Annotated in this window: 26 protein-coding genes, 1 tRNA gene and 2 pseudogenes; 21 read left to right on the top strand and 8 right to left on the bottom strand. The window is 61.7% G+C overall.

All coding sequences use genetic code 11. From position 1 onward, the window contains the following. Positions 1–130 precede the first annotated feature (130 nt). Positions 131–424, bottom strand: coding sequence for a transcriptional regulator (locus EXN22_RS17975; protein ID WP_130265336.1), 294 nt, complete (start codon positions 422–424; stop codon positions 131–133). On the opposite strand from EXN22_RS17975, the gene EXN22_RS17980 reads away from it, so the two are divergent. From EXN22_RS17980 to EXN22_RS18005, 7 genes and pseudogenes are all read left to right on the top strand, one after another. Continuing rightward, a complete protein-coding gene (locus EXN22_RS17980; RefSeq protein WP_130265337.1) occupies positions 312–1,232 on the top strand; it encodes a S24 family peptidase in 921 nt (306 codons plus the stop codon). The genes EXN22_RS17975 and EXN22_RS17980 overlap by 113 nt on opposite strands. Positions 1,233–1,372: 140 nt before the next feature. After that, positions 1,373–1,753, top strand: a complete 381-nt coding sequence (locus tag EXN22_RS17985) for a LuxR C-terminal-related transcriptional regulator (protein ID WP_130265338.1) — start codon at positions 1,373–1,375, stop codon at positions 1,751–1,753. Positions 1,754–1,844: 91 nt separating this feature from the next. Further along, positions 1,845–2,036: pseudogene (gene csrA / locus EXN22_RS26445) on the top strand (carbon storage regulator CsrA); the annotation flags it as partial. A 203-nt stretch (positions 2,037–2,239) separates the two neighbouring features. Next, the gene (locus tag EXN22_RS26220) at positions 2,240–2,383 is read left to right on the top strand and encodes a hypothetical protein (RefSeq protein ID WP_165392235.1); all 144 of its coding nucleotides are present in this window, start codon (positions 2,240–2,242) and stop codon (positions 2,381–2,383) included. After that, positions 2,380–3,171, top strand: coding sequence for a hypothetical protein (locus tag EXN22_RS17995; RefSeq protein ID WP_130265340.1), 792 nt, complete (start codon positions 2,380–2,382; stop codon positions 3,169–3,171). The genes EXN22_RS26220 and EXN22_RS17995 overlap by 4 nt, the downstream gene beginning before the upstream one ends. A 9-nt stretch (positions 3,172–3,180) precedes the next feature. After that, positions 3,181–3,411: a hypothetical protein gene (locus EXN22_RS18000; protein WP_023629431.1), complete on the top strand. Its 231-nt coding sequence runs from the start codon at positions 3,181–3,183 to the stop codon at positions 3,409–3,411. Position 3,412: 1 nt separating this feature from the next. Then, a complete protein-coding gene (locus EXN22_RS18005; protein WP_130265341.1) occupies positions 3,413–4,549 on the top strand; it encodes a tyrosine-type recombinase/integrase in 1,137 nt (378 codons plus the stop codon). 132 nt (positions 4,550–4,681) lie between these two features. Here the strand turns inward: EXN22_RS18005 and EXN22_RS18010 are convergent. Beyond that, positions 4,682–4,758 (bottom strand) — tRNA-Val (locus EXN22_RS18010). Between the two features lie 186 nt (positions 4,759–4,944). Between EXN22_RS18010 and EXN22_RS18015 the strand changes: the two genes are divergently transcribed. Beyond that, positions 4,945–6,228, top strand: coding sequence for an NAD(P)/FAD-dependent oxidoreductase (locus EXN22_RS18015; RefSeq protein ID WP_130265342.1), 1,284 nt, complete (start codon positions 4,945–4,947; stop codon positions 6,226–6,228). Between the two features lie 22 nt (positions 6,229–6,250). Here EXN22_RS18015 and EXN22_RS18020 read toward each other — a convergent pair. After that, positions 6,251–6,983 (bottom strand): annotated as a pseudogene (locus EXN22_RS18020) (peptidase C39 family protein). Between the two features lie 161 nt (positions 6,984–7,144). On the opposite strand from EXN22_RS18020, the gene EXN22_RS26225 reads away from it, so the two are divergent. Beyond that, the gene (locus EXN22_RS26225; protein WP_165392236.1) at positions 7,145–7,321 is read left to right on the top strand and encodes a hypothetical protein; all 177 of its coding nucleotides are present in this window, start codon (positions 7,145–7,147) and stop codon (positions 7,319–7,321) included. 91 nt (positions 7,322–7,412) lie between these two features. Here EXN22_RS26225 and EXN22_RS18025 read toward each other — a convergent pair whose 3' ends face one another. After that, a complete protein-coding gene (locus tag EXN22_RS18025) occupies positions 7,413–8,162 on the bottom strand; it encodes a TerC family protein (protein WP_130265344.1) in 750 nt (249 codons plus the stop codon). A gap of 31 nt (positions 8,163–8,193) precedes the next feature. After that, positions 8,194–8,445, bottom strand: coding sequence for a hypothetical protein (locus EXN22_RS18030; protein ID WP_130265345.1), 252 nt, complete (start codon positions 8,443–8,445; stop codon positions 8,194–8,196). Between the two features lie 135 nt (positions 8,446–8,580). Here EXN22_RS18030 and nhaR point away from each other — a divergent pair, with 135 nt between their 5' ends. The 3 genes from nhaR (at position 8,581) to EXN22_RS18045 (ending at position 11,561) form a co-directional block, all read left to right on the top strand. Then, positions 8,581–9,477 carry a transcriptional activator NhaR gene (nhaR, locus tag EXN22_RS18035; protein ID WP_130265346.1) on the top strand — a complete coding sequence of 299 codons (897 nt, stop codon included), beginning with the start codon at positions 8,581–8,583 and terminating at the stop codon, positions 9,475–9,477. A gap of 131 nt (positions 9,478–9,608) precedes the next feature. Continuing rightward, entirely contained in the window at positions 9,609–10,820 is a 1,212-nt protein-coding gene (gene sstT, locus EXN22_RS18040; RefSeq protein ID WP_130265347.1) for a serine/threonine transporter SstT, read from the top strand. Positions 10,821–10,916: 96 nt separating this feature from the next. Continuing rightward, positions 10,917–11,561, top strand: a complete 645-nt coding sequence (locus EXN22_RS18045; RefSeq protein ID WP_130265348.1) for a YceH family protein — start codon at positions 10,917–10,919, stop codon at positions 11,559–11,561. 53 nt (positions 11,562–11,614) lie between these two features. Here EXN22_RS18045 and EXN22_RS18050 read toward each other — a convergent pair whose 3' ends face one another. Beyond that, a complete protein-coding gene (locus EXN22_RS18050; RefSeq protein WP_130265349.1) occupies positions 11,615–12,433 on the bottom strand; it encodes a shikimate 5-dehydrogenase in 819 nt (272 codons plus the stop codon). Between the two features lie 130 nt (positions 12,434–12,563). On the opposite strand from EXN22_RS18050, the gene EXN22_RS18055 reads away from it, so the two are divergent. Together EXN22_RS18055 and EXN22_RS18060 are read left to right on the top strand one after the other, a co-directional pair. Next, complete coding sequence (locus tag EXN22_RS18055; RefSeq protein ID WP_130265350.1) at positions 12,564–12,746, top strand: hypothetical protein; 183 nt, start codon at positions 12,564–12,566, stop codon at positions 12,744–12,746. Between the two features lie 137 nt (positions 12,747–12,883). Further along, positions 12,884–13,852 (top strand): Gfo/Idh/MocA family protein, encoded by a 969-nt coding sequence (locus EXN22_RS18060; protein ID WP_130265351.1) that lies wholly within the window; start codon positions 12,884–12,886, stop codon positions 13,850–13,852. Positions 13,853–13,868: 16 nt separating this feature from the next. On the opposite strand, the gene EXN22_RS18065 is transcribed toward EXN22_RS18060, so the two are convergent. Continuing rightward, positions 13,869–14,291 carry a GNAT family N-acetyltransferase gene (locus EXN22_RS18065; RefSeq protein WP_130265352.1) on the bottom strand — a complete coding sequence of 141 codons (423 nt, stop codon included), beginning with the start codon at positions 14,289–14,291 and terminating at the stop codon, positions 13,869–13,871. Positions 14,292–14,507: 216 nt separating this feature from the next. Here EXN22_RS18065 and pbpG point away from each other — a divergent pair, with 216 nt between their 5' ends. Continuing rightward, complete coding sequence (pbpG, locus tag EXN22_RS18070; RefSeq protein WP_130265353.1) at positions 14,508–15,431, top strand: D-alanyl-D-alanine endopeptidase; 924 nt, start codon at positions 14,508–14,510, stop codon at positions 15,429–15,431. A gap of 38 nt (positions 15,432–15,469) precedes the next feature. On the opposite strand, the gene EXN22_RS18075 is transcribed toward pbpG, so the two are convergent. After that, positions 15,470–15,913 (bottom strand): hypothetical protein, encoded by a 444-nt coding sequence (locus EXN22_RS18075; protein WP_233281653.1) that lies wholly within the window; start codon positions 15,911–15,913, stop codon positions 15,470–15,472. 185 nt (positions 15,914–16,098) lie between these two features. Here EXN22_RS18075 and pvdM point away from each other — a divergent pair, with 185 nt between their 5' ends. The 6 genes from pvdM (at position 16,099) to EXN22_RS18105 (ending at position 25,341) form a co-directional block, all read left to right on the top strand. After that, complete coding sequence (pvdM, locus tag EXN22_RS18080; protein WP_130265354.1) at positions 16,099–17,460, top strand: pyoverdine-tailoring dipeptidase-like protein PvdM; 1,362 nt, start codon at positions 16,099–16,101, stop codon at positions 17,458–17,460. A 17-nt stretch (positions 17,461–17,477) separates the two neighbouring features. Next, positions 17,478–18,749 (top strand): pyoverdine-tailoring periplasmic protein PvdN, encoded by a 1,272-nt coding sequence (gene pvdN, locus EXN22_RS18085; protein ID WP_130265355.1) that lies wholly within the window; start codon positions 17,478–17,480, stop codon positions 18,747–18,749. Positions 18,750–18,762: 13 nt separating this feature from the next. After that, positions 18,763–19,626: a dihydropyoverdine dehydrogenase gene (gene pvdO / locus EXN22_RS18090; protein WP_130265356.1), complete on the top strand. Its 864-nt coding sequence runs from the start codon at positions 18,763–18,765 to the stop codon at positions 19,624–19,626. Positions 19,627–19,740: 114 nt separating this feature from the next. Then, positions 19,741–21,075 carry a lysine N(6)-hydroxylase/L-ornithine N(5)-oxygenase family protein gene (locus EXN22_RS18095; protein ID WP_130265357.1) on the top strand — a complete coding sequence of 445 codons (1,335 nt, stop codon included), beginning with the start codon at positions 19,741–19,743 and terminating at the stop codon, positions 21,073–21,075. 13 nt (positions 21,076–21,088) lie between these two features. After that, positions 21,089–22,738: a cyclic peptide export ABC transporter gene (locus EXN22_RS18100; RefSeq protein ID WP_130265358.1), complete on the top strand. Its 1,650-nt coding sequence runs from the start codon at positions 21,089–21,091 to the stop codon at positions 22,736–22,738. A 113-nt stretch (positions 22,739–22,851) separates the two neighbouring features. Continuing rightward, the gene (locus EXN22_RS18105) at positions 22,852–25,341 is read left to right on the top strand and encodes a TonB-dependent siderophore receptor (RefSeq protein WP_130265359.1); all 2,490 of its coding nucleotides are present in this window, start codon (positions 22,852–22,854) and stop codon (positions 25,339–25,341) included. Positions 25,342–26,016: the final 675 nt, after the last annotated feature.

Here is a 26,016-nt window from a genome sequence, read left to right on the forward strand (position 1 = left end):
GCGATTAAAGATTGAGCATTGCCTTCAAAAAGATTACGCATGCGGAAACACCCAGATGTGGAGGCAGGCGTACAGGACGATGGTCGGCGAGCCGTCCCTTTTTCGTAAGGTGGTAAACACACTTGGGAATTCATACAGCACCACTTGCTGTACTGGATGTACTAACAGCAGATTCGTTGGGCTGCGATTGATGGCTATCCGTCGGTACGCTATCAACCAACATGGGGCGATGCTCCGGGTACAAGTCAGGACGGAGAGCGTGTCTAGAAATTCCGGTCGCCGCCTCTATACTCAAGACGTGGTGAGCAGGGATGCCCCTTACCTTCCAATGCGAAATCGCCATCGGGGTGATCCCGACAATTTTTGCCAGCATGGCCCCTGAGCCTGCCTGGGCTATTGCTTGGTCTAGAGCGGTAGCAGACATAAACGTTCCGGGTAAATTTCGAGCAATGACTAAACAATACGTTTATTCAATAAACAGCGCAAGCCCTGTAAACTCCGTGTTTATGAGTAATGAACATTCAGGTCACAGACTCCGGCACGTGCTTCAGGCAAGCGGTAAAGCGCCTGCTGATTTCGCGTTTCTGATGAAGATAAGCCCGCAGACGCTGAACAATTGGTTCGTGCGAGGCGTTCCCGGCCGCCAGGTACTTACGGTCTCGAAACTGCTGCGCGTTAAACCGGAATGGCTCGAGAGTGGGATAGGACTGCCACTGTCAGACGAGGAGGTCGAAGCCAATCGGAAAGTGACGGAAATGCCTCCCGAAGAGCTTGAGGAGTGGATTAGGCAGAAAAACATCGGCCGATCCAGGCGCCCCAGCAGAGTGTTTTCTTATCCAGAAATATCCTGGGAGCTGGCAGGAGGCCCAATCGAGGACAGAGACGCTGCTGACTACGAGGATCGCATCAGACACTCCTCAGATGCTGAAGCAGGCGAACATGCATTTTGGCTGAGCGTCAAAGACGATTCGATGACCAGTCCAGGGGGAATCACTTTTCCAGCACGCTACTTAATCTTGGTCTCGCCTGATGTTGAGCCCAGGGCTGGTCAGTATGTCTTGGTTCGCATTCCTGAGTTGAACGAAGCTACCTTCAAGCAGTTGGTGATCGACGCAGGGGATTGGTACCTGAAACCCCTCAACTCAGCGTTCCCCATGAAGGCGTACGATGACAGCTGGGAGATGGTAGGGACGATCGTGGACGCGAAAATCCCACCGTCTGCTCTGAAGTAATCATCCCTAGCACCTCCAAGCCAAACCGCCTCCGGGCGGTTTTTTTGTGCTCATCAATCCTCAATAAACATTTTGTGTTGACTGCGATGTAAACATATTGTTTACTAATGCTCATTCCCCACATGGATGGAGCCATTTTCATGAACGTACTGACCTTCGGTAACTGGACTGGCAATCTTGGAATGGGCCTGGCTGAGCGTGAGTTGCAGTGCGTCATGGCGGTTGCCTGCGGACTGACCAGCAAGGAAGCCGCCCGCGAGTTCGGCGTAGCCAAAGATACCGTCGATAAACGTCTTCTCTCCGCCAGCACAAAGCTTGGCGTTATCAAGCGTGCCCAGCTTGTGGCCGAAGCCATGCGCCGCGGCCTGATCTCCCCGATGATCCTCACTCTCTGCGCCATCTTGGTCGGACACTCCTTTGCCGGCACCGATGAATTCACCCGCGTCCGCCGCCCCGGTGAGCGCAAGCTTGTCGAGCTCCGTATTCACCGCCGCGCCGAGAGCACCTGGGCGGTGGCCTAACAGCGCCCTGCTGACTTAACCCAGTCCTGATTTCTGCGAAAACCAACAACCGCGGCAGGCCACCCGCTTGCCCTAAAAATGGAGTTTGACCATGTTGATCCTTACCCGTCGCGTAGGCGAAACCATCCGCATCAACAGCGATATCGCAGTCACCATCCTGGGCGTTAAGGGCATGCAAACGCGCCTTGGGGTAGAAGCTCCGGAAGGCGTGCACGTGCATCGCCAAGAGATCTTCGAGCGCATTCGCGCCCAAGGCGGCAACCTACCTTCTACCGCATCAGACGAAGCAAGTGCATCCGCTGAGGTCGACCTGCAGGCCAAGCTAGTCGAGCGTGAGGCCCAGCTGGTTGAGGCCGATGTGCTGCTGAGAGAGACAATCGCCTTCATCAGCGATTACCAGGGCAACGACGAGTTCCGCGACATGCTTGTGGCCCGAATCGACAAGCTCCTTGATCGTCACAAGGAACCAAAGCCAGAGGATCAGCCATGAGCCAAGCCGGCCTGCTCCTGTTGCTGTGGGATGCCCTACAGCACCGCCAAACTACCTTTGGCCAGGTGCTCGACCTGCCTGCCGCTTGCGGTCTAGATGGTCGTTGCGTGCTGGCCGACCACTTTCGGGGACTGCCATGATCAAGCTCCGGGCAATCAACCCCGCCGCCCTCCCTGCCATCGGCCAGCCCCTTGGCGGCGGTTTCTATGGCGGTCGCCTGTTCTTCGATGGCGCCGAGCACGCGGTAATCGACTCCGGGCGTGAGTTTGAGGTGCTGGCACAGTGGCAGGACCAAACCGGCCCGCGGATCACGGTGAGGGGCGCGCAGTCGCGCCTCGACGGCTACGCCAATACCGTGGCCATGGCCGAGGCCGGCAGCGCAGTAGCACGCAAGGTGCTGGCCATGACGATTCGCGGCCAGCGAGGCTGGCACTTGCCAAGCATCGAGCAACTGCAAGTCATGCGCACCAACCTGCTGCAACTGCCTGGCTGGGACCGCTACTACAGCTCTCTCCGTGGCGGCGGACCTGTACAGGCCTTCACGCACATGGAGTACTGGTCCAGCACGCAAAACACTTCCGGCAGTTCCTGGTGCCTCCACATGCTGCCCTGGTGCGTGCCGACCACGAACTGGGCGACCAAGAGCAAGGGCATCAGGCCAGTGCGTACCCTGCTCATCAGCAAAGACGCCTATATGCACGCACCGTCAACCGACGCGACCATGCCCGCCGCCGATTTGCGAGGCCTGACAAACCAGCATGCAGTGGCCACCGTGCTCGATCGGTTCGTGAACGAGGATTCTGGGAAGTTCTACGGGCGGGCCGAGGCGCTGGTGGCCGAACTGGCGGCGCTCGCAGCGACTGTCGTGACAGATCGGCGTGACAACCCGAACCTGACGCATCAGGCGTCGAATCACAGTGTCGACTGAGGCTCAGCCATGGCTAAAGTTATAGCTCAGATCACCGCCAGCCTACCCAGGCTCATGGAGGTGGGCGAGTATCGAAAACTGCGCTACGCCGGCGGAAAGCCGAGCTTGCAGCAGCTCAAGAAATGGATTGATGAGGGGGAGTTAGCGGGCGAAGTCCGCGGCGGCATGTACTTCGTCGACCTTCAGTCCGCCGTGATCGGCTCGAACGACCCGCTCTTGGCTCAAATGTTAGATATTTGAAATGGCACCACGACCGCGCAGCCCGAAAAACAAGACGCTTCCGCCCAACCTGTACCCAAACGGGAAATACTGGCGGTACAAGAACCCGATCACCGGGAAGATTACGAGCATCAACAAGCCTTATGACGAGGCCGTGCGCCTGGCCAAGGCTGCGAACGCCAAGCTGGCGGTCTTGATGACCGACAACGGCGAGATGCTGGAGACGATCACCGGCGAGAAGCTGCCGACCCTGGGCGCCCTGATCGATCGCTTCGAGGCGGAATGGCTTCCAGAGCGCGACTATGCGCGCTCGTCGCTGGAAGAAATCGGTTACAAGCTCAAGCGCTACCGTGCCGACATCGGGCACCTGCTGGTAGGGCAGTTCGATGTGCTGGCCGCGGCCGAGTACCTGGACCAGTTCAGCAACAACGCCTACACGAAGCATCGGAGCCTGCTGGTCAGCCTGCTGGCGTTCGCAGTAGCCAAGGGCATGGTGGAGCGAAACGCCGCAGACCTGACGCTGCTGAAGAAGGAGGCAAAGAAGAAGCGCCAGCGCCATACGCTGGAGGGTGTGCAGAAGATCCTTGATGCCGACACCACGCCGACCTGGCTGAAGCGCGCCATCAAGCTCGGCCTGACCAGCCTGCAGCGCCGAGAAGATATCGTGACCTGGAAGAAGTCGGCAGTTGACTTAGTGAAGAACACCATCAAGGTGTCGCCAGGCAAGACCGATAATTACGACACGCCGATCCACCTGCAGATTGTCATGGGCAAGGCGCTGCGCGAGGTGGTAAACGAGTGCTTCCGCTCTCCCGTCCTTTCGCCCTTCTTGATCCACTACAGCCCTAAGGCCCGCCGGAGGGAGCAGATCGAAGCGAAAGAACACTGGACGGCCGTTACCCCCGACTACTTGTCCAAGAGCTTCAGGAAGGCCCGGGATGCTGCACAGTCCTACGACCATCTAGAGCCAGACGAGCGGCCGACCTTCCACGAGATCCGGGCCCTGGGCGCATGGCTGTACGAACAGCAGAAGTTTTCCACCGAGTACGTGCAAGCATTGATGGGGCACGCCACTGCCGAGATGACAGAGCGGTACCAAGACGGGCACGAACCGAAAGAAATTCGGTACGTCGAAGTGAAGGCGGACCTGGCTCTCTGACGAATGGTAGAGGCTGGCTAGGACCAGATCGCGGTGGGTGGTTTTGCAAAAGTTTTGCAAAAGTTTTGCAAAAACAAAAAGGGCGACCCTTTCGGATCGCCCTTCAAGTGCCCGGAAACCGGGGCTTTCATTTGGTAGGCACAATTGGATTCGAACCAACGACCCCCACCATGTCAAGGTGGTGCTCTAACCAACTGAGCTATGTGCCTGCTGTGGGGCGCATTCTACGCAATCGCTGAACGGTGTCAACTCTTTTTTTAACGCTAAACCACTGAATAACAAAAGTATTTGTGAAAACCCGGGGTAAAGGATTTTCAACACACGACTAGCGGGTGTTTATTATTATTGATAGCATCGGTACAGTCGTAAAAAATATAAAACAGAGGTTTCGCAGCATGGCCAATACCCCCTACCCTCAGTCCTACTACGCCGCATCGGCCAATCCGGTTCCGCCGCGCCCGGCGCTGCAGGAAGAGGTACAGACCGATGTCTGCGTAATCGGCGCCGGCTACACCGGCTTGTCCAGCGCCCTGTTCCTGCTTGAAAGCGGCTTCAAGGTCACCGTGCTCGAAGCCGCCAAGGTCGGTTTCGGCGCGTCGGGCCGCAACGGCGGGCAGATCGTCAACAGCTATAGCCGCGACATCGACGTCATCGAACGCACCGTCGGCCCCAAGCAGGCGCAACTGCTGGGCCACATGGCCTTCGAGGGTGGGCGCATCATCCGTGAGCGCGTGGCCAAATACAACATTCAGTGCGACCTCAAGGACGGTGGCGTGTTCGCCGCCCTGACGCCCAAGCAGATGGGCCACCTGGAATCGCAAAAGCGCCTGTGGGAACGCTTCGGCCACACCCAGCTGGAGCTGATGGACCAGAAGCGCATCCGTGAAGTGGTCGACTGCGACCAGTACATCGGCGGCATGCTCGACATGAGCGGCGGCCATATCCACCCGCTGAACCTGGCCTTGGGCGAAGCCGCTGCGGTCGAGTCGCTGGGCGGCAAGATCTACGAACAATCGCCGGCCATCCGCATCGAACGCGGCGCCAACCCGGTGGTGCACACCCCGCAAGGTAAAGTGCGCGCCAAATTCATCATCGTCGCCGGTAACGCCTACCTGGGCGGCCTGGTGCCGGAACTGGCGGCCAAGTCGATGCCGTGCGGCACCCAGGTGATCACCACCGAGCCGCTGAGCGACGACCTGGCGCGCAGCCTGCTGCCGCAAGACTACTGCGTCGAGGACTGCAACTACCTGCTCGACTACTATCGCCTGACCGGCGACAAGCGCCTGATCTTCGGCGGTGGCGTGGTTTACGGTGCCCGTGACCCGGCCAACATCGAAGCGATCATCCGCCCGAAAATGCTCAAGGCTTTCCCGCAGCTCAAGGACGTGAAGATCGACTACGCCTGGACCGGCAACTTCCTGCTGACCCTGTCGCGCCTACCGCAAGTGGGCCGTCTGGGCGACAACATCTATTACTCCCAGGGTTGCAGTGGCCACGGCGTCACCTACACCCACCTGGCGGGCAAGGTGCTGGCCGAGGCCCTGCGTGGCCAGGCCGAGCGTTTCGATGCCTTCGCCGAGCTGCCGCACTACCCGTTCCCCGGTGGCCAGATGCTGCGTGTACCGTTCAGCGCCCTGGGCGCCTGGTACTACAGCCTGCGCGACCGTCTGGGCTTCTGATCGCCCTGCCCGGCCTGCGCCGTCACTGCCCCAGGGCGCTGACGGCTTGCCGGGCCGCTTGTTCCTGGCCCGCCTGGGCCAGGTCATTGGCCGCTTTGAGCCAGCGCTGGCGGTCAACCTGGGCCGGCAACTGGCCAGGCTGTTGTAGCAAAATCGCCCAACTCCCCTGCTTTTGCCAGGCCGACTCGAAGTCATCGAAGTCCATCGCCAGGCGCCGGTTCATCCCCGCCCGCAACAACACCCGCTGCTTGTAGCGGTCGTAACCGACCAGCAAGGCATAGCGCGGCTCGCCCCAGAACGCCGAACCCTGCTCAAAGCGCAGCAACACCGGATTGCCCGCCGCAACCTGGGTCAGCAAGGCGTCCAGGCGCGGCTCGAGCGGATAGACCACCATGCCGTATTCACGGCCAACCCGCTGGATCGAGCCTTCAACCTTGACCAGGTTCGCCGGCAGGCCCAACGGCTTGTCGAGCAAACCCGGGGTGATGCGCACGCCCTGTTGCGAGAGCAAGGCCGCCAGGGCCATCGACGCACTCTGGTTGGCTTCACCACGGTAGAAGGGTACCGAGCCGATCTCGACCCGTTGCGGCAGGTGCTTGAGCTGGGATGCTGGCGGGCTGGCGCAACCGGCCAAGGCCAGGCTCAGGGCACAGGCCAGCAGCAGGCGCCGGGGGGTGAAGCCGATGGGGGAAGTCCGCATGAACACTCGCTCGATGACGGCCGGCAGCCACTGCCCGGCCCTGAGCGCTGATCATAGGCTGGCGCGCGTCCGGGGTATAGCCTGCGGCAGGCTTAGAACAAAGCGGCCCAAGCCGCTAGACCATCGGTCAATAGCCTGTAATGGGCAAACAGCTAGACTGAAGACGTGTCCACGTGGCGAAACGGGTTGGCGTGGACGTGACGTAAGGAGGCAAGCATGAGCCTGACAATGGCAATCCTGATGCTGCTCGGCGCCTGGTTGAGCGTCGCGGCTGCCATGCTCTGGGGGGTGTTGCGCATCGCCCGGCATCATCATCCGCATCATCGTGTTGCGCCTGAAGGCAAGGATGCGGTGCCGGTGCGGCGCAGTCGCCGGCATGCGGGGGCACATTAAAGATCTTTAAAAGCATCGCGGGGCAAGCCCGCTCCCACAGGTTTGTGGGAGCGGCGGTGCGACGACTCGACTTGCCCCGCGATGAGCTCAATCAGCCCTCAGCCGCCTCACGCTTCAAGCGTGCCCGGCGCGACATGATGTTAAGCATTTCGATCACCGTCGAGAAGGCCATCGCCGCATACACATAACCCTTGGGTACGTGAGCACCGAAACCTTCGGCGATCAGGGTCATGCCGATCATGATGAGGAAGCCCAGGGCCAGCATCACCACGGTCGGGTTGTCATTAATGAACTTGGCCAGCGGGTCGGCCGCCACCAGCATCACGATCACGGCGCTGACCACGGCGATGATCATGATCGGCAGGTGCTCGGTCATGCCCACGGCGGTGATGATGCTGTCGATCGAGAAGACGATGTCCAGCACCAGGATCTGACCAATCGCTGCGGCAAAGCCCAGAGTGATGGTCGAGGACGCCTTGGCTTCAGCCTGGGCACGCGGGTCGACGCTTTCGTGGATCTCCTTGGTCGCCTTCCACAGCAGGAACAAGCCACCGGCGATGAGGATCATGTCCTTCCAGGAGAAGGTATGGCCGAACACATCGATGACCGGCTCGGTCAGCTGGACGATCCAGGCCACGGTGCTGAGCAGGCCCAGGCGCATGATCAGGGCCATGCTGATACCAATGCGCCGTGCCTTGGAGCGGAACGCTTCAGGCAACTTGTTGGTAAGGATGGAGATGAAGATCAGGTTGTCGATACCCAGGACAATCTCCATGGCCACCAGGGTGGCCAGGGCGACCCAGGCGGTCGGGCTTGCAGCGAGTTCCAACAAGTATTCCATGAATCAATCCTGCACAAGGCTAAAGGGTGGGTCAGATTTCCTGGGCGCTTTTATCGCTTTGTGGCTTGTCGGCCTTATCAGCCTTGTCGCCGCCCTCGGAGCCGGTGGCTTCGCTCAATGCCTCTTGAGCGGCTTCATTGGTTTTGTCGATAGCCTCTTTGGCCGACTCCGCTGCCTGGTTGAGCATCTGCTGGGCGGACTTTTCCGCCTGCTCGCAACCGCTCATGGCCATCAGGGCCAGCAGCAACACCAAGGGTGTACCGATGGATTTGAAGTGAAGCATCTGGGGTTCTCCATGCAAATAGTCGGTGCAAAATCAGTAGCACCGTGATGGCAGAGAATTCTAAATATCTGGATACATCAGGAAAATTCGTATTTTCAGCGGTTATACTTCGGTTTTTTCGAATCGGAAATCGGCATGCTCAATTACCGGCAACTGCATTACTTCTGGGTGGTGGCCAAGACCGGCAGCATCGTGCGGGCCTGCGAGCAGCTGAACCTGACCCCGCAGACCATCAGCGGGCAGATCACCCTGCTCGAACAAACCTATGGCATCGAGCTGTTCCGCCGGGTGGGGCGCCAGCTGGAGCTGACCGAGAGCGGCCGGCAGACCCTGACCTACGCCGAACAGATGTTCCAGATCGGTGGCGAGCTTGAGGCCATGCTGCGCGCACGGCCTGATGAGCAGCAGATACTGTTCCGGGTCGGAGTCGCGGATGTGGTGCCCAAGTCCATCGTCTATCGCTTGCTGGCACCGACCATGGCCATGGAAGACGCCCTGCGCTTGAGCTGCCGCGAAGACAAACTCGAACGGCTGCTGGCGGACCTGGCGATCCAGCGCCTGGACCTGGTGATTTCCGACAGCCCCATGCCAAGCCACCTGGACATCAAGGGTTACAGCCAGAAACTCGGCGAATGCGGCATCAGCTTTTTTGCCACACCGGCATTGGCCGAGCAGTATGGGCGCAACTTCCCGGCCTGCCTGCAACACGCGCCGCTGTTGATCCCCGGCCAGGAAACCGTGGTGCGCAGCCGCCTGCTGCGCTGGTTCGCCGAGCAGCAATTGCAGCCGCGGATCGTCGGCGAGTTCGACGACAGCGCCTTGATGCAGGCCTTCGGGCAATCGGGCAGCGGCATTTTCATCGCCCCCAGTGTGATTGCCGACGAGGTCTGCAAACAATACGGCGTCCAGTTGATCGGCCAGACTGACGCCGTCATCGAGTCGTTCTATGCCATCTCGGTGGAGCGCAAGGTCAAGCACCCGGGCACCCTGGCCATCACCGAAGGCGCCCGCCGCCAGTTGTTCAACTGGTAGCCGGCTGCAACGCACAACCTACCGTCTGACACAGCGCAAACACCTACTGTGCCCTGCTGTGCTAAAGTCGCGCCCTTTTTCTGGCCCTGCCCTGCCAGGCGCCCCCTGAACAAGACAGAGAAACACCTGACATGACCCCTGTTCTAAACCTGTTGAACCGCACCAGCCTGGTGGTCCAGATCATGATCGGCCTCGTCGCCGGCATCGCCCTGGCAGTGTTCGTTCCCGACACCGCCGCAAGCCTCGGTTTCATCGGCAAGGTGTTCGTCTCCGCACTCAAGGCGGTGGCGCCGATCCTGGTGTTCATCCTGGTCATGGCCTCGATCGCCAATCACCGTCACGGCACCGAAACCCATATCCGCCCGATCCTGGTGCTGTACCTGTTCGGCACCTTCGCCGCGGCCGTGGTCGCGGTGATTGCCAGCATGGCCTTCCCCTCGAACCTTGCGTTGAGCACCTCCGACGTTGCCCTGAGTGCGCCCGGCGGTATCACCGAGGTCCTGCAGAGCCTGCTGCTGAGCGTGGTCGACAACCCGGTGAGCGCGCTGATGAACGCCAACTTCATTGGCATCCTGGCCTGGGCCATCGGCCTGGGCGTGGCCATTCGGCACGCCGGGGAAACCACCCGCACAGTGGTCGCCGACCTCTCCAACGGGGTGACGCTGATCGTGCGCGTGGTGATTCGTTTTGCACCGCTGGGGATTTTCGGCCTGGTCGCCTCGACCCTGGCCCAGTCCGGGCTCGACGCCCTGCTCGGTTACCTGCACCTGCTGGCCGTGCTGATCGGCTGCATGCTGTTCGTGGCGCTGGTGGTCAACCCGGTCATCGTCTTCTGGAAGATCCGCCGCAACCCTTTCCCGCTGGTGCTGCTGTGCCTGCGCGAAAGTGGCATCACCGCCTTCTTCACCCGCAGCTCGGCCGCCAATATCCCGGTGAACATGGCCCTGAGCGAAAAACTCGGCCTGCATGAAGACACCTACTCGGTGTCGATCCCGCTGGGCGCGACCATCAACATGGCGGGCGCCGCGATCACCATCACCGTGCTGACCCTGGCCGCCGTGCACACCCTGGGCATTACTGTCGACATTCCTACCGCGATCCTGCTCAGCGTCGTCGCCGCCGTGTGTGCCTGTGGCGCCTCGGGGGTGGCCGGTGGTTCGCTGCTGCTGATCCCGCTGGCCTGCAGCCTGTTCGGCATCCCCAGCGAGATCGCCATGCAGGTGGTGGCGGTCGGCTTCATTATTGGCGTACTGCAGGACTCGGCGGAAACCGCGCTGAACTCCTCCACCGACGTGCTGTTCACCGCCGCGGCCTGCATGGCCGAGGAGCGCCAGGCCGCCTGAGCCCGACCGGCAGCCGGTGCGCCCTGCACCGGCTGCTTGTGTTTTACCCTGCTGCGCACCTAGGCTAGAGGCCTTTCTTCGCATAGAGACAGGGCCATGTCCGCCGAACACCAAACCCCTTCCGACGCCCGCTTCACCAGCACCGAAATCCGCGTGCTCGGTTCGCTGATCGAAAAACAGGCCACCAGCCCGGAAACCTACCCCCTGACCCTCAACGCCCTGGTGCTGGCCTGCAACCAGAAGACCAGCCGCGAGCCGGTTATGAACCTCAGCCAGGGCCAGGTCGGCCAGGCCCTGCGGGCACTGGAAGGCCAGGGCCTGACCCGCCTGCAGATGGGCAGCCGCGCCGACCGCTGGGAGCAGCGGGTCGACAAGGCCCTGGAGCTGGTACCGGCGCAAGTGACCCTGCTCGGCTTGATGTTCCTGCGCGGGCCGCAGACCGTCAACGAACTGCTGACCCGCAGCAACCGCATGCACGAGTTCGAAGACACAGAGCAGGTCGTGCATCAGCTGGAGCGCCTGATTGCCCGAGGTTTGGCCCTGCACCTGCCGCGCCAGGCCGGGCAGCGCGAGGATCGCTACACCCATGCCCTGGGTGACCCGGCCGAGATCGAGGCGATTCTGGCGGCGCGCCAGCAAGGCCCGGAGCGCTCGGCAGGCGGCGCCGTGTCGCTGGAGCGGATCGAAGCGCTGGAGGCGCGGATCGCGGCGCTGGAAGAGCGCCTGGCGCAGTTCGAGTAAGCCCATCGCGGGGCAAGTCGGGTCGCCGCATCGCCCCGCGATTGCTTTACCTTTCAGCCACGGGCAAACGCCACCGCCCGCGCCACCTGCTCATCGGTCGGCCGCACCCCGGTGTACAGCACAAACTGCTCCAGCGCCTGCAAGGCAATCACGTCCAAACCGGTGATCACCGGCTTGCCCAAGCGCCGGGCCTCGACGATCAACGGCGTTTGCGAAGGCATCGCCACCACATCGAACACCTGCTGCGCCGCCGCAATCGCCTCGGGCGTGAACGCCAATTGCTCAGCCTCGACCCCACCGGCCATGCCGATCGGCGTGACATTCACCAGCATCGGCGGGCACAAATCGCCCAGCTGCGCCTGCCAGCGATACCCGCAACTGTCGGCCAGTTGCCGGCCTGCCTGTTCATTGCGGGCGACGATAATGCCCTGGGTGAAACCGGCATCACGCAAAGCGCTGGCCACTGCCTTGGCCATACCGCCGCTGCCGCGCAGGGCAAAGGCCGTGGCCGGATCAATACGATGCTGCGCCAGCAGTTGCCGCACCGCCAGGTAATCCGTGTTGTAGGCCTTCAGCTGGCCGTTGCTGTTGACGATAGTGTTGATCGACTCGATCGCCGCCGCTGACGGATCGATTTCATCGACCAGGGCCATGCAGGCTTCCTTGTAGGGCATCGACACGCCGCAACCGCGAATGCCCAGCGCGCGAATACCGGCAACCGCCGCGGGCAGGTCCTGGGTGGTCATGGCCTTGTAGTAGTAATCGAGCCCCAGCTGCTGGTACAGGTGGTTATGAAAACGCACGCCAAAGGTGCCGGGACGCCCGGCCAGCGAGATGCACAGCACGGTGTCTTTGCCTGGAACAGTAGTCATTGCCTTCTCCCTGCGAGCGAACCGGCATTATGCCCAAGCATGGTGATGATGATCACTATCAAGCCGGTTGATTTCAACCGCGACGCCCTGGCCGTTAAGGTGGGCCCATGATTCGCAGGAGGAACCCCACATGGCCCCTATCAATATCATGTCCGTCATCGGCAGTGCCGTCCCCACCTCGCTCAGGGAGCTGGGCCTGCTGGCCTGCTGGTACCTGGTGCGCAATGGCGAAGCGATTTCCGGGCCATTGACCTCGCTGCCCGCCGCCCAGGCCCTCGCCGACCGCCTCGAAAGCCCCGGTCTGCGCGCCTGAGGCCAGCCAACCTGTTTATCGTGCGTTGCTCCGCACAGCCCCTTGCCCCGCCTTTTGGCGGGGCTTTTTATGGGCGGTCGATCGGCTCGGCCGGGGTTGTTATCATCGTGCGCTGATCACGCTAGCAGGAAGTCGTCATGAAGGTAATCAATTGGGCAATGATTGGCTGCGGCAGCGTTGCCGAACGCAAAAGCGGCCCGGCGTTCTACAAGGCGCCGGGTTCGGCGTTGTTGGCGGTGATGGGCCGGCGCCCGGCCGCCGCCCAGGACTACGCCGCGCGTCATGGCATCGCCAGGGTCTACAGCGATGCGGCGCAGTTGATCGCCGACCCGCAAATCGATGCCGTGTACATCGCCACCCCACCCGATAGCCACTGCGCCTATGCCCTGCAAGTGGCCGCGGCCGGCAAGCACTGCTGTGTGGAAAAACCAATGTCGCTCAGCGCCGCCAGCAGCCAGCGGATGCAACAGGCCTTCACCGAGGCCGGGCGGCATCTGTTCGTGTCCTATTACCGGCGCTCGTTGCCGCGTTTCCAGCACGTACGCCAATGGCTGCTGGACGGCCGAATTGGTGAGGTGCGGCACCTGAGCTGGACCCTGACCAAGCCACCCACCGACGCTGACCGCAGCGGCGCTGACAACTGGCGTACCGACCCACAGATCGCCGGTGGCGGCTACTTCGCCGACCTCGCCAGCCACGGCCTGGACCTGTTCCAGTACCTGCTCGGCGATATCACCGAGGTCACCGGCTGTGTCGCCCGCCAGGCCGGCCTGTATGCGGCCGAAGACGCCGTGGCCGCCAGTTGGCGCTTTGCCAGCGGGGCTTTGGGCACGGGCTGCTGGAACTTCGTCGCCGACCGCCGCGAGGACCGCGTCGAGATCATCGGCAGCAAGGGCCGGATCGGCTTTTCGGTGTTCGACGAATACCCGCTGCGCCTGGACGCCGACGAGCAACTGAGCCTGCACATCGCCAACCCCGAACACATCCAGTGGTATCACGTGCTGGGCATGAACGCGCACATTCGTGGCGAGGCCGAACACCCGGCCACCGCTGCGCACGCGCTGAAAACCGATTGGGTCATGGATCGGATCCTGGGGCGGCAATGATCGTTGGCCAATGGGCTCAGAGCAGTTTGCGCATGAAGTACCGGGTATGCCCAGGCGGATAGTCGGCCAGCTCACCAAACACCGTGAACCCAAGCGTGCGGTAAAACGCTGGCGCCTGAAAGCTGAAGGTGTCCAGCCAGATACCGAGACAACCTGCTTCGCGCGCCCTGGCCTCGGCCAGGGCCATCAAGTCGCGCCCCAGCCCCTGACCACGCAGGGATTCGGGCACGGCCAGCAGTTCGACGAACATCCAGCCAGAAGAGATCTTGCCATACAAGCCACCACTGGCTTCGCCGCTGTGCGGATCGCGCAGCGACCAGGCAAAGGTTTGCAACTGTGGCTCACCGGCTTGGCTGATATTGTGGGCGCGTAGTGGCTTGAGGATTGCTTCGCGCTGCTGCTCGCTGGGGCTGCGGATGAACTCGATGTGGGCTGTCATGAAGCGGTCGTCCGGTTGACCAGGGGAAAGACACGACAATAGCAAATACGCACCCTGTAATTGGTACAGGATCGGTACAGGATTAATTTTTTTTCATGTTTCGCCCAACGGATGCGGGGCAATCGACAGGATCTGGGCCATACTCCAGAATGCAAGGGTCTTTGGGGGAAAACCCTTGCACAGCCAACAACATACCAACTTTTAGTGAGCCTCAACGTGAAAACTCCCCTATCGATTCTTAGCCTGCTGCTGTTGCTCACAGGTACTGCGACTGTCACGTCGACCGCTGTTGCACAACCCCCAGCCCAGCAACAACGCGACCCCGCCAAGTTGCACCTGGCGTCAGGCAGCGCCCTGCTGATCGACCTGCAAACCAACAAGGTGCTGTACGCCAACAACCCCGATCGGGTGGTACCGATCGCCTCGGTGACCAAGCTGATGACCGGCATGGTGGTGCTTGACGCCAAGCAGAACATGGACGAGATGCTCACGGTCACCATCGCCCAGAACAAGGAAATGAAAGGGGTGTATTCGCGGGTCAAGCTGGGCAGCCAGCTCAACCGCAAGGACATGCTGCTGATCACCCTGATGTCCTCGGAGAACCGCGCCGCCTCAACCCTGGCGCACAACTACCCAGGTGGCTACAACGCCTTCATCAAGGCGATGAACGCCAAGGCCCGGGCGCTGGGCATGAGCCACACCCGCTATGTTGAGCCAACCGGGCTTTCGACCAGCAACGTCTCCACCGCCCGCGATCTGAGCAAGCTGCTGATGGCTGCACGCAACTACCCGCTGCTGAGCCAGTTGAGCACCACTCGCGAGCAGACCGTGGCGTTTCGTAAACCCAACTACACCCTGGGCTTTCGCAACACCGACCACCTGGTCAACAAGAGCAACTGGGACATCAAGCTGACCAAGACCGGCTTCACCAACGATGCCGGCCACTGCCTGGTGCTGTTGACCAGGATGGACAACCGCCCGGTGGCCATGGTGATTCTCGATGCCTTCGGCAAGTACACCCACTTTGCCGACGCCAGCCGCATGCGCCAGTGGCTGGAAACCGGCAGCACCAAGCCGGCACCGGCGGTGGCCATGCGCTACAAGTCCGAGCGCACCCAGAACCGCCAACTGGCGGACTGAAAAAAAAGGCCTGTGCATGCACAGGCCCTTTTTTTGCCTCAGGCGCTGGTGTCGACCAATGCGCCCGAGCTGTTGCCACCGACTTCGGTCAGCGCCTTGAGCAGCGCCGCCGTGGCGTTTGCGAGCGCCCCTGAGATCGCGCCCACTGCCGCTTGCGCGGCAGCGACAGCAGAAGCCTTGGCGGTCGGCTCCATGTCGTTGGCCATGATTTCCTGCAAGCGCTTTTCCGCCTCGGCCAATTGCTTTTGCATTTTCTTGATCAGTTCGCGCATTTGCTTGATGTGTGCCGGTTCACCGCCAGCCTCTTCGCTTTCCTTGGCCTCTTCGGTCTTGCCATTATCACGCAACTTGGACAGATCGACGCCAACCGCGCCTGTTGCCTCAAGCTCAGCCTGCTTTTCCTGACCGGTAATGGTAATGCCGGTGTTAATGCCGCTGTTCAAAGGGGTCCCGTTGATGGATACGGCGCTGAATCCTGCCATGTTTCTATCGTCCTGATGGTATTGGGGTAACCGGGCTATCGGCTGAACAGGCGCACACTTGAGCCTGACCAGCCTCTGGATAAATTTGCCGGCACGCCATTCGTCCCTCCTGATACCCGCGCTTCGCCCCCGGCACCCCCGTGCACCGGGCAAGCCGTTCCGATCAGCCCAGCGTCGAGATGGCAATGACCAAGACCAAGACCCGATCCCGCAAAGCCCTGTACATCGGCCTGCCGCTTGCCCTGGCGGTGGCCCTGGGCGCCGGCGTTGCCGGTTACCTGTACTTCCAGCCGCAAACCGGCTACCCGCGGCAGATCGTCGAACAAGCCAATGCCCTGCATGAACACATGCTGTCGTTCGACAGCCATATCACCGTGCCGCTGGATTTTGGCAGCGCCGGCAATGAAGTGGACAAGAACGGCAGCGGTCAGTTCGACCTGGTCAAGGCTGGCCAGGGACGCTTGTCCGGCGCGGCCCTGACCATCTTCGGCTGGCCGGAGCTGTGGAACGGCCCCAACGCCCCGCACCGCCCTACCCCGGGCTTTGTCGATGAAGCACGGCACCAGCAGGAAGTCCGTTACAAGATCATCAGCAATATGGTGCGCGACTTCCCCAACCAGGTGGGTATTGCCTACACCCCGGATGATTTTCGCCGCCTCAATGGCGAAGGCAAATTCGCGGTGTTCATCAGCATGCTCAACGCCTACCCGCTCGGCCACGACCTGACGCAACTGGACCTGTGGGCCAAGCGCGGCATGCGCATGTTCGGCTTCAGCTACACCGGCAACAACGACTGGGCCGATTCCTCGCGGCCGCTGCCGTTCTTCAATGACACCGCCGACGCCCTTGGTGGCCTGTCCCCTTTGGGCGAACAGGCGGTCAAGCGTCTCAATGAACTGGGGGTGATCATCGATGTGTCGCAGATGTCGACCCTGGCCCTGGAAGACGTCGCCCGCCTGAGCCGTGCGCCCATCGTCGCCTCGCACTCGGCGCCGCGGGCCCTGGTAGACATTCCGCGCAACCTCAGTGACAAGGAAATGCAGCTGATCAAGGACAGTGGCGGCGTGATCCAGGTCGTTGGTTTCGGCCAGTACTTGAAGCCCCTGAGCAAGCCGACCCTGGACAAGCTCGAAGCCTTGCGCGTGCGCTTCGACCTGCAGCCGCTACAAGGCCTGGCCAACGCGCTGATGCCCGGCGACGCGGTGATCGCCATCTGGCCTGAAGCACGCTTTGGCGAGTACGCCGGCAGCCTTTACGGCATCCTCGAAGAGGAACCCAAGGCGGGCCTGAAGGATTTGGTCGATGCCATCGATTACACGGTGAAAAAGGTCGGCATCGACCACGTCGGCCTCAGCTCCGACTTCAACGATGGCGGCGGCCTCGACGGTTTCAAGGACGTCAGCGAGATTCGCAACATTACCGCTGAACTGCTCAGCCGCGGCTACTCGGAGGCAGATATCGCCAAGCTCTGGGCCGGCAATTTCCTGCGCGTCTGGGAGCAGGTGCAAAAAGCCGCCCAGCCCGTTGCCAGCACCTCAATGCCTTGAGCCGGACATCGCCCGACATGACTGATCGCCGTACCTTTCTCAAGCAGGCCGGCCTGTTCGCCGCCAGCCTGCCGTTGCTGCCCCAGGCCCTGGCCACCCCTGCTGCACCGCTGTCCGGCAGCGACAAATGGCGTAACCTGCGCCAGCTATTCCCCCTGGACCCGGACTACGCCCATTTCGCCAACTTCCTGGTCACCGCCCACCCGCGCCCGGTGCAAGAGGCGATCGACTACTACCGCGCCGAAGTCGACCGCAATCCGGCCAGCCGCATGGACTGGGAAAGCCAGTACGAATGGCAACGCGAAGGCGAGGTGCGTGAGTGGGCCGCGCGCTACCTGCAGGTCCAGCCCCGCCAGATCGCCCTGACCGGCAGCACCACCGAAGGCCTGGGCATGATCTACGGGCGCCTGCAGGTCGGCGCCGGGCAGGAAATCCTGACCACCGAACACGAGCATTACTCCACCCACAATACCCTGGACTTTCGCCAACGCCACGAAGGCACCCAGGTGCGCAAGCTGCGCCTGTTCGAGCAACCCTGGCAAGTCTCCACCGACCAGGTGCTAAGCACCATCGATCAGGCCATCAAGCCCAACACCCGGGTGCTGGGCATGACCTGGGTGCACTCGGGCAGCGGGGTGAAACTGCCGGTCGGGCAGATTGGCGAGCTGGTGCGCCAGCACAACCGCGATCGCGATGAAAGCCGGCGGATCCTTTACGTGGTCGATGGCGTGCACGGTTTCGGCGTCGAGGACAGCAACTTCGTCGACTTCAAGTGTGACTACTTCATCGCCGGCACCCACAAGTGGATGTTCGGCCCGCGCGGCACCGGGATCATCTGCGCCGCCTCGCAGAAGATGGAACACCTGACCCCGACCTTCGCCACCTTCTCCGAGGACGAAGACTTCGCCACCATCATGACCCCCGGCGGCTATCACGCCTTCGAGCACCGCTGGGCACTGGGCAAGGCTTTCGAACTGCACCTGCAGTTGGGCAAGGCCGATGTCCAGGCACGCATCCACCAGTTGAACACGCTACTCAAAGCGCGCCTGAGCGAGCACAAGGCCATCGAACTGGTCACCCCGCGCAGCCCGGAGCATTCGGCGGGCTTTACCTTCTTCCGGATCAAGCACCGCGATGCCGACGCCATTGCCGCCTACCTGGTGCAAAACCGGGTGATGGTCGATGCGGTGGCGCGCGACGTTGGCCCGGTGATTCGTTTTGCCCCAAGTCTGCTCAACAACGAACAGGAAATCGACCGGGCCATGGCCCTGCTGATCAAGAAACTCTGATAAAGGCCCTTTTATGACGCGTACCCTGCATCACCTGACCCTGGCCGCGCTGCTCGCCGGCTGCAGCCTCCCGGCCCTGGCGGGCACCGCAAATACCCCTGGCAGCGTCTTTCGCGACTGCAAGGCAGCCTGCCCGGACATGGTCGTGCTGCCTGCCGGCAGTTTCATGATGGGCACCCCGGATGACGAAGTCGGGCGCCAACCGGATGAAGGCCCGCTGCACCAGGTGACCTTTGCCAAGCCCTTCGCCATCAGCCGCTACCAGGTCACCGCCGGCGAGTGGGACGCCTACCTGCGCGAATCAGGGGTGAAGATTGCCGATGGCGACACCCGCCCGGGCCGCGAGTGCAAGGCCAGCAAGCCACGCTACAAGCAAGGCCCCGGGCAGCCGGCCGTGTGCATGAGCTACCACGATGTGCAAGCCTATGCCGCGTGGCTGTCGAAGAAGACGGGCAAGCACTACCGGATGCTCAGCGAAGCAGAACGCGAGTACGGCGCACGGGCCGGCAGCAGCGGCCCGTTTCCCTTCCCGCTGGACCCCAACGCCGAGTACGAAATCAGCCAGCACGCCAATGTCTACGGCCCCAAGGATGGCTTCAGCTTCACCGCGCCAGTGGGCAGCTACCCGGCCAATGCCTTTGGCGTCTACGACATGCATGGCAACGTCTACGAATGGGTCGCCGACTGTACTCACGACGACTACGTTGGCGCCCCCAGCGATGGCAGCGCCTGGAAACACGCCGGCTGTGAACTGGTGCAGATCCGCGGCAACGACTGGGGCGAAGCACCGATCTTCTCGCGTTCGGGCAACCGCAACAACAATCTGCCGGACAACCGCGGTGACTGGATCGGCTTTCGGGTAGCGCGCGAACTCTAAGCATGCAAAAGCGGTAAATTCTCAGTTCCAAGGCTCGTTCTATCGGTGTACTTGCGCAGGATCCGGGGCGCCCTTTACCGGCGCCCCCACTCGACCACCCAAGGAACCGCACCCATGAGCCAGACCCAATTCTCCGGAAAAATCCACGACCTGATCGGCGTGGGCTTCGGCCCTTCCAACCTGGCCCTGGCCATTGCTCTGGAAGAACTTGCCGAAACCAACGGCCACGCCCTCGATGCCCTGTTCATCGACAAACAGACCGACTACCGCTGGCACGGCAACACCCTGGCGACCCAGAGCGAACTGCAGATTTCCTTCCTCAAGGACCTGGTCTCGCTGCGCAACCCCACCAGCCCCTACAGCTTCGTCAACTACCTGCACCAGAAACAACGCCTGGTCGACTTCATCAACCTGGGCACCTTCTACCCCTGCCGCCTGGAGTACAACGACTACCTGCGCTGGGCCGCAGACCATTTCGCCACCCAGGCGGTGTATGGCGAGGAAGTGCTGCGGGTGGAACCTGAGCTGGTGGATGGCCGGGTCGATCACCTGCGCCTGATCTCCCGTGACCAGCACGGCCAGGAGCACCTGCGCCGGGCGCGCTCGGTGGTGGTCGGCAGCGGCGGCACGCCGAAGATTCCCGCCGCGTTCGCCTCGTTCAAGGGTGACCCTCGGGTGTTCCACCACTCTGCGTACCTGAACAGCCTTGCGCAACTGCCGTGCGCCAAGGGCGAGCCAATGCGCATCGCCATCGTCGGCTCCGGGCAAAGCGCGGCCGAAGCCTTCATCGACCTCAACGACAGCTACCCGTCGGTCAAGGTCGACATGATCCTGCGCGCCTCGGCCCTGAAACCGGCCGATGACAGCCCGTTCGTCAACGAAGTGTTCGCCCCCGACTACACGGACCTGGTGTTCAACCAGCCGCAAAGCGAGCGCGCCAAGTTGATCGAGGAGTATCACAACACCAACTACTCAGTGGTGGACATCGACCTGCTCGAGCGTATCTACGGCATCCTCTATCGGCAGAAAGTCGCGCACCAGTTCCGTCATTCGGTCCTCTGCCGTCGCCAGATCGAAGCGGTGGCCAGCACCACCGAAGGCATCGAACTGACCCTGCGCGACCTGGCCACCGATGTCGAACAGACCCATCGCTACGATGCGGTGATTCTCGCCACCGGCTATGAGCGCCGCTCCCACCGCGAGCTGCTGGCGCCGCTGCAAGAGCATTTGCAGGACTTCGAGGTCGACCGCAACTACCGCGCCCTGAGCACCCCGCAGCTCAATGCCGCCGTTTACCTGCAAGGCTTCTGTGAAAACTCTCATGGTTTGAGCGACACCCTGTTGTCGGTACTGCCGGTGCGCGCCGCGGAGATCGGCCAGTCGCTGTATCAGACCCTGGGCAAGCACGCCAGCCAACCGCGTGAGGCTGTCGTCCTCACCAGCGCCTGAGCAGGACCTCTCGATGACCAAGCAACCACGCGGGGCGCTGCGCGAGCTGTTCGCCCTGCTCAAACCCTTCTGGCCAATCGTGACCCTGTCGATTGTCCTTGGCATGGTCGGCGGCCTGAGCGTCACCGCGCTGCTGGCCACGATCAACAGTGGCCTGCACAGCGAAGGCGGCCTGACCCAGCAGGTGGTCCTGGCCTTCGCCGGGCTGTGCGCCCTGGCGTTGCTGAGCACGATCTGCTCTGACATCGGTACCAACCATGTCGGCCAGCACATCATCGCCAAGCTGCGCAAAGAGCTGGGCGAGAAAGTGCTGTCGGCACCTATCGAGCAGATCGAGCGCTACCGCAGCCACCGCTTGATCCCGGTCCTGACCCATGACGTCGACACCATCAGCGATTTCGCCTTCGCCTTCGCGCCCTTGGCCATTTCACTGACCGTGACCCTGGGTTGCCTGGGTTACCTGGCCATGCTGTCCTGGCCGATGTTTCTGATGATGCTGGTGGCTATTGCCATCGGCACAGTCATCCAGTACATCGCCCGAGCCCGTGGTATTCGTGGCTTCATGCAGGCCAGGGATGCCGAGGATCAACTGCAGAAGCACTACAACGCCATCGCCGAAGGGGCCAAGGAGCTGCGTATCCATCGCCCACGGCGCCAACGCATGTTCAAGCAGGGCATCGAGCACACCGCCGAGCAGATCTGCGCCATCCAGACCCGCTCGATCAACACCTTCGTGATCGCCAAGAGCCTGGGCTCGATGCTGTTCTTCGTGGTGATCGGCCTGGCCCTGGCCCTGCAGTCGCTATGGCCCAGCGCCGATGCCAGCGTCATGAGCGGGTTCGTCCTGGTGCTGCTGTACATGAAAGGGCCGCTCGAGCATCTGGTGAGCACCCTGCCGATCGTCAGCCGGGCGCAGATCGCCTTCCAGCGTATCGCACAGTTGTCGGAACAGTTCGCCACCCCTGAGCCACACCTGCTGCTGACCGACACCACCCGCCCCACACCTGCGTTCCACAGCCTGGAGCTGGACAACGTCGGCTATGCCTTCGATCCGGTGGCAGGCGCCGAACCGTTCCGCCTGGGGCCGGTGAACCTTAGGATCGAACAGGGCGAGATCGTCTTCATCGTCGGTGAGAATGGCTGTGGCAAGACCACCCTGATCAAGTTGCTGCTGGGACTCTACCCACCGGCACAGGGCCAGATCCGGGTCAACGGCCAGGCGATCGAAGCGGCAACACGGGACGACTACCGCCAGTTGTTCACGACCATTTTCGCCGACTATTACCTGTTCGACGATGTGGTACAGAACGACCAGCAGATCCCCGAAGACGCCAACAAGTACCTGCAACGCCTGGAGATCGCCCACAAGGTCAGGGTCGAGGACGGTCAGTTCAGCACCACCGACCTGTCCACCGGCCAGCGCAAGCGCCTGGCGCTGGTCAATGCCTGGATCGAAAAGCGCCCGGTACTGGTGTTCGACGAATGGGCCGCCGACCAGGACCCGACCTTCCGGCGAATTTTCTATACCGAGCTGCTGCCGGACCTCAAGCGCCTGGGCAAGACCATCATTGTCATCTCCCACGACGACCGCTACTTCGACGTTGCCGACCAGCTGGTGCGCCTGCACGCCGGCCAGGTCGTGGACCAACTGCAACCTGCCTGAACGGTGCCTGAAACCGGAAAACCCAAAAAAGTTTTCCGGTTTCAGCGCAGTCGCACGTCTCACCTCTACAAAAGAATCATTATCATTAACACTTAATTCCTAGAGCACGAACAATGCCAGCACTCCCCGCCTTCACCCCCCTGGCCAAAGCATTGATGATGCGCAGGCTGCTCAAACCCGCTCTGCTGGGCGCAACGCTGGCTTCGACTCTGAGTGTGTCGATGCTGGTTCAAGCGCAGGAAATCGAGTTCAACATTGGCGCCCAACCGGTCAGCAATGCCTTGCTCGAGTTCGGCCGTCAGTCGGGAGTGCAGGTATTGTTCGAGCCATCGGCGGTGCAACGGATCCGCAGCAACCCGCTGCGCGGGCGCCTGAGTGTGGCGACGGCCATTGCCGAACTGCTCAGGGGCACCGGGCTGCGCTACAGCCTGCAGGGCGATACCATCACCGTGACCGGTGGCGAAACCTTTGACGCGGTGCAATTGGGCGTGACCAACGTGTCGGGCCAGGGCCTGGGGGCGATTACCGAGAACACCGGTTCCTACACCACCGGCAGCGCCAACACGGCGACCAAACTGGCCCTGTCACCGCGCGAAACCCCGCAGTCGACCAGCGTAATCACCCGCCAGCGCATTGAAGACCAGGGCATGACCACCCTCAGTGATGTGGTCAAGTACACCCCTGGCCTGACCCTGAACCAATGGGGCGGCGAACGGCCGCGTTTCAACGCCCGCGGCTTCGGCATCGAGAACCTGATGTTCGATGGCGTACCCGTGGCCTATGAAGAAGCCGCACTGTCCACCGGTTCCCTGGCCATGTACGACCGGGTCGAAGTGGTGCGCGGGGCTGCCGGCCTGATGGAAGGCGCAGGCCTGCCCTCGGGCTCGATCAACCTGATCCGCAAGCGCCCCACCGTCACCCCGCAGGTCTCGGTCACTGGTGGTCTGGGCAGTTGGGACAACCAACTGTTCGAGATCGATGCCAGCTCGGCCCTGAACGAACAAGGCAGCCTGCGCGGGCGCACCGTGCTCAGCTACCAGAATAAAGACTCGTTCATCGACGACTACAGCAACGAACGCACCCTGCTCTATGGCATTGTCGAGGCCGATGTCACCGACGACACCACCGTCAGCCTGGGCGTGTCCTATAGCGACGAGAACAACCCCGGCGCCGACTGGAACGGCATGGGCACCTACCCCGACGGCAGTTTCCTGCCCATCTCGCGCTCCACGCGCATGAGCCCGAGCTGGTCGTACTGGAACAAGGAAAGCACCACAGTGTTCGCCGACATCGAACACCGCTTCGACAATGGCTGGAAAGCCAAGGGCGCGGCAACCTACATCACCAGCGAAATGAACATGCAAGGCACGTTCATCAGCAACAGCAGCATCGACGCCAACGGCCACCCGAGCATGACCCTGCGTGGCGGTGCCTATGACTACGACCGCGACCAGTACAGCTTCGACGGCTATTTCAGCGGCCCCTTCGACTTGCTCGGGCGCACCCACTCGCTGGTGGTCGGCGGCAGTCGCCGGGTGAGCAAATGGGACAACCTTGGCGGCCCGTTCAAAACCCAGCCAGGCTTTGACTCGGCGGCCTTCGACCTGGGCAGCTTCGACCCGACCAACTGGGACCCGAGCGCGTTCCCCCGGCCAGCACTGCTCGAATATGGCGCCGTGGGCAGCGAACAGCGCATCGAGCAGTCCAGCGCCTACACCACCGCACGCTTCAGCCTGGCCGACCCGCTGACCTTCATTGCCGGCGCGCGCCTGGACTGGTACAAGCTGGACAAGGTGCAGTACGACGGTGACTTCCCCTGGGGTGAGGCCAATTTCAAAGTCACCCGCAAGGTCACGCCTTACTTCGGCCTGGTCTATGACCTCAACGACACCTACTCGGTGTATGCCAGTGCGACCAAGGTGTTCCAGCCGCAAAGCGAGCAGTCCACCTCCGGCACCGTGCTCAAGCCGATCGAGGGCACCAACTACGAGATCGGCCTCAAGGGTGAGCACTTCGATGGCCGCCTGAACTCCAGTATCGCGATCTTCCAGATCAACCTGGAGAACCTGCCTGAAGCGATACCGACCTCCCTGGGCACCTGCTTCGACCCCTTTGCCACGTGCTATACCGCTGCCGGCGAAATTCGCAGCCGCGGCATCGAGTTCGAATTGAGCGGGGCCCTGACCGAGAACTGGCAGGTTTCCGCAGGCTACACCTACAACACCGCCGAACGGATCAAGGATTCGGCTTACGATCCGATTGGCACCTTTACCAAGGGCAAGCGCTACGGCACCAACCTGCCAGCCAACCTGTTCAAGCTGGCCACCACCTATCGCCTGCCGGACGATCTCAAAGACTGGCGAGTCGGTGGCGCGATGCGCACGCAAAGCAAGATCTATACGCCATTCGGGGTTGAGCAAGGTGGCTACACCGTCTACGACCTGTTCACCTCCTATGACGTCAACCGTAACCTGCAGGTGAACCTCAACCTCAACAACGTGTTCGACAAGCACTACTACTCGACCATCACCGCGCCGACAGAAGCCAACTTCTTCGGCGAGCCGCGCAACTTCATGGTCACCGCCCGCTACAAGTTCTTCTGAAGAAAAAACGCCGTGTCCCCAAGGGCCACGGCGTTTTTTGTTTGTCTTGAATACGCTGCATGCACGCTTTGGCGAGTCAGCCTATTGGCTCTTGATAGGCGTGCTTATCCAGTTGATGTGGCGACGCTGCCGGCCCCTTCCGCCCTTACGGCGGCTCACTTTTTTCTTGGAAAAAGTGAGCAAAACCGCTCGCTCAATCATCCGGCCCTGCGCTGCGCTCCGGGTTCCCTCCTTACGCAACGACTCCGGGGGCCGCGCCGAAGGGACATCCATGTCCCTCGGCGCTTTTCGGCCCATCCATGGGCCTGCACCCCCTCCATCGGTGCTCCACTCGGCCTCCTGAAATCGCGAAAAATCAAAAGCCAGATCAACAGCACAATTCGCTTCGCTCTTGCTGGCTGAGGTCGCACACCACATTTGTGTTCACACCGCGCTGTTGATCTTGATCTTGATCTTGATCTGCAGCGACTTCAGTAGGCCGAGTGGAGCACCGATGGGGGGTCAGTTCACGTAAGGGCGGAAGGGGCCGGTAGCCTCGCCACATCAACTGGATAAGCACACATGCGCAGACCACCCTGAGCCATCTTCATAGATCAGGATCAGAGATGTGTAGATACCGATGCTCATCGCGGGGCAAGCCCGCTCCCACTGTTGAACTACCTACACCGTCCCGCG

This window comes from Pseudomonas tructae (assembly GCF_004214895.1).
GTDB classification, from domain to species: Bacteria; Pseudomonadota; Gammaproteobacteria; order Pseudomonadales; family Pseudomonadaceae; genus Aquipseudomonas; species Aquipseudomonas tructae.

Coding starts and splice junctions, on each gene's coding strand:
- EXN22_RS18030 (WP_130265345.1), bottom strand. CDS start 8,445: ATGCTTCACTTCAAATCCATCGGTACACCCTTGGTGTTGCTGCTGGCC.
- EXN22_RS26225 (WP_165392236.1), top strand. CDS start 7,145: ATGAGCCTGACAATGGCAATCCTGATGCTGCTCGGCGCCTGGTTGAGC.
- pvdM (WP_130265354.1), top strand. CDS start 16,099: ATGACCAAGACCAAGACCCGATCCCGCAAAGCCCTGTACATCGGCCTG.
- EXN22_RS17975 (WP_130265336.1), bottom strand. CDS start 424: ATGTCTGCTACCGCTCTAGACCAAGCAATAGCCCAGGCAGGCTCAGGG.
- EXN22_RS18055 (WP_130265350.1), top strand. CDS start 12,564: ATGGCCCCTATCAATATCATGTCCGTCATCGGCAGTGCCGTCCCCACC.
- EXN22_RS17985 (WP_130265338.1), top strand. CDS start 1,373: ATGAACGTACTGACCTTCGGTAACTGGACTGGCAATCTTGGAATGGGC.
- EXN22_RS17980 (WP_130265337.1), top strand. CDS start 312: ATGCCCCTTACCTTCCAATGCGAAATCGCCATCGGGGTGATCCCGACA.
- sstT (WP_130265347.1), top strand. CDS start 9,609: ATGACCCCTGTTCTAAACCTGTTGAACCGCACCAGCCTGGTGGTCCAG.
- EXN22_RS17995 (WP_130265340.1), top strand. CDS start 2,380: ATGATCAAGCTCCGGGCAATCAACCCCGCCGCCCTCCCTGCCATCGGC.
- EXN22_RS18105 (WP_130265359.1), top strand. CDS start 22,852: ATGCCAGCACTCCCCGCCTTCACCCCCCTGGCCAAAGCATTGATGATG.
- EXN22_RS18100 (WP_130265358.1), top strand. CDS start 21,089: ATGACCAAGCAACCACGCGGGGCGCTGCGCGAGCTGTTCGCCCTGCTC.
- EXN22_RS18095 (WP_130265357.1), top strand. CDS start 19,741: ATGAGCCAGACCCAATTCTCCGGAAAAATCCACGACCTGATCGGCGTG.
- EXN22_RS18065 (WP_130265352.1), bottom strand. CDS start 14,291: ATGACAGCCCACATCGAGTTCATCCGCAGCCCCAGCGAGCAGCAGCGC.
- pvdN (WP_130265355.1), top strand. CDS start 17,478: ATGACTGATCGCCGTACCTTTCTCAAGCAGGCCGGCCTGTTCGCCGCC.
- EXN22_RS18015 (WP_130265342.1), top strand. CDS start 4,945: ATGGCCAATACCCCCTACCCTCAGTCCTACTACGCCGCATCGGCCAAT.
- pvdO (WP_130265356.1), top strand. CDS start 18,763: ATGACGCGTACCCTGCATCACCTGACCCTGGCCGCGCTGCTCGCCGGC.
- EXN22_RS18000 (WP_023629431.1), top strand. CDS start 3,181: ATGGCTAAAGTTATAGCTCAGATCACCGCCAGCCTACCCAGGCTCATG.
- EXN22_RS18075 (WP_233281653.1), bottom strand. CDS start 15,913: ATGGCAGGATTCAGCGCCGTATCCATCAACGGGACCCCTTTGAACAGC.
- EXN22_RS18045 (WP_130265348.1), top strand. CDS start 10,917: ATGTCCGCCGAACACCAAACCCCTTCCGACGCCCGCTTCACCAGCACC.
- EXN22_RS18050 (WP_130265349.1), bottom strand. CDS start 12,433: ATGACTACTGTTCCAGGCAAAGACACCGTGCTGTGCATCTCGCTGGCC.
- nhaR (WP_130265346.1), top strand. CDS start 8,581: ATGCTCAATTACCGGCAACTGCATTACTTCTGGGTGGTGGCCAAGACC.
- EXN22_RS26220 (WP_165392235.1), top strand. CDS start 2,240: ATGAGCCAAGCCGGCCTGCTCCTGTTGCTGTGGGATGCCCTACAGCAC.
- EXN22_RS18060 (WP_130265351.1), top strand. CDS start 12,884: ATGAAGGTAATCAATTGGGCAATGATTGGCTGCGGCAGCGTTGCCGAA.
- EXN22_RS18005 (WP_130265341.1), top strand. CDS start 3,413: ATGGCACCACGACCGCGCAGCCCGAAAAACAAGACGCTTCCGCCCAAC.
- EXN22_RS18025 (WP_130265344.1), bottom strand. CDS start 8,162: ATGGAATACTTGTTGGAACTCGCTGCAAGCCCGACCGCCTGGGTCGCC.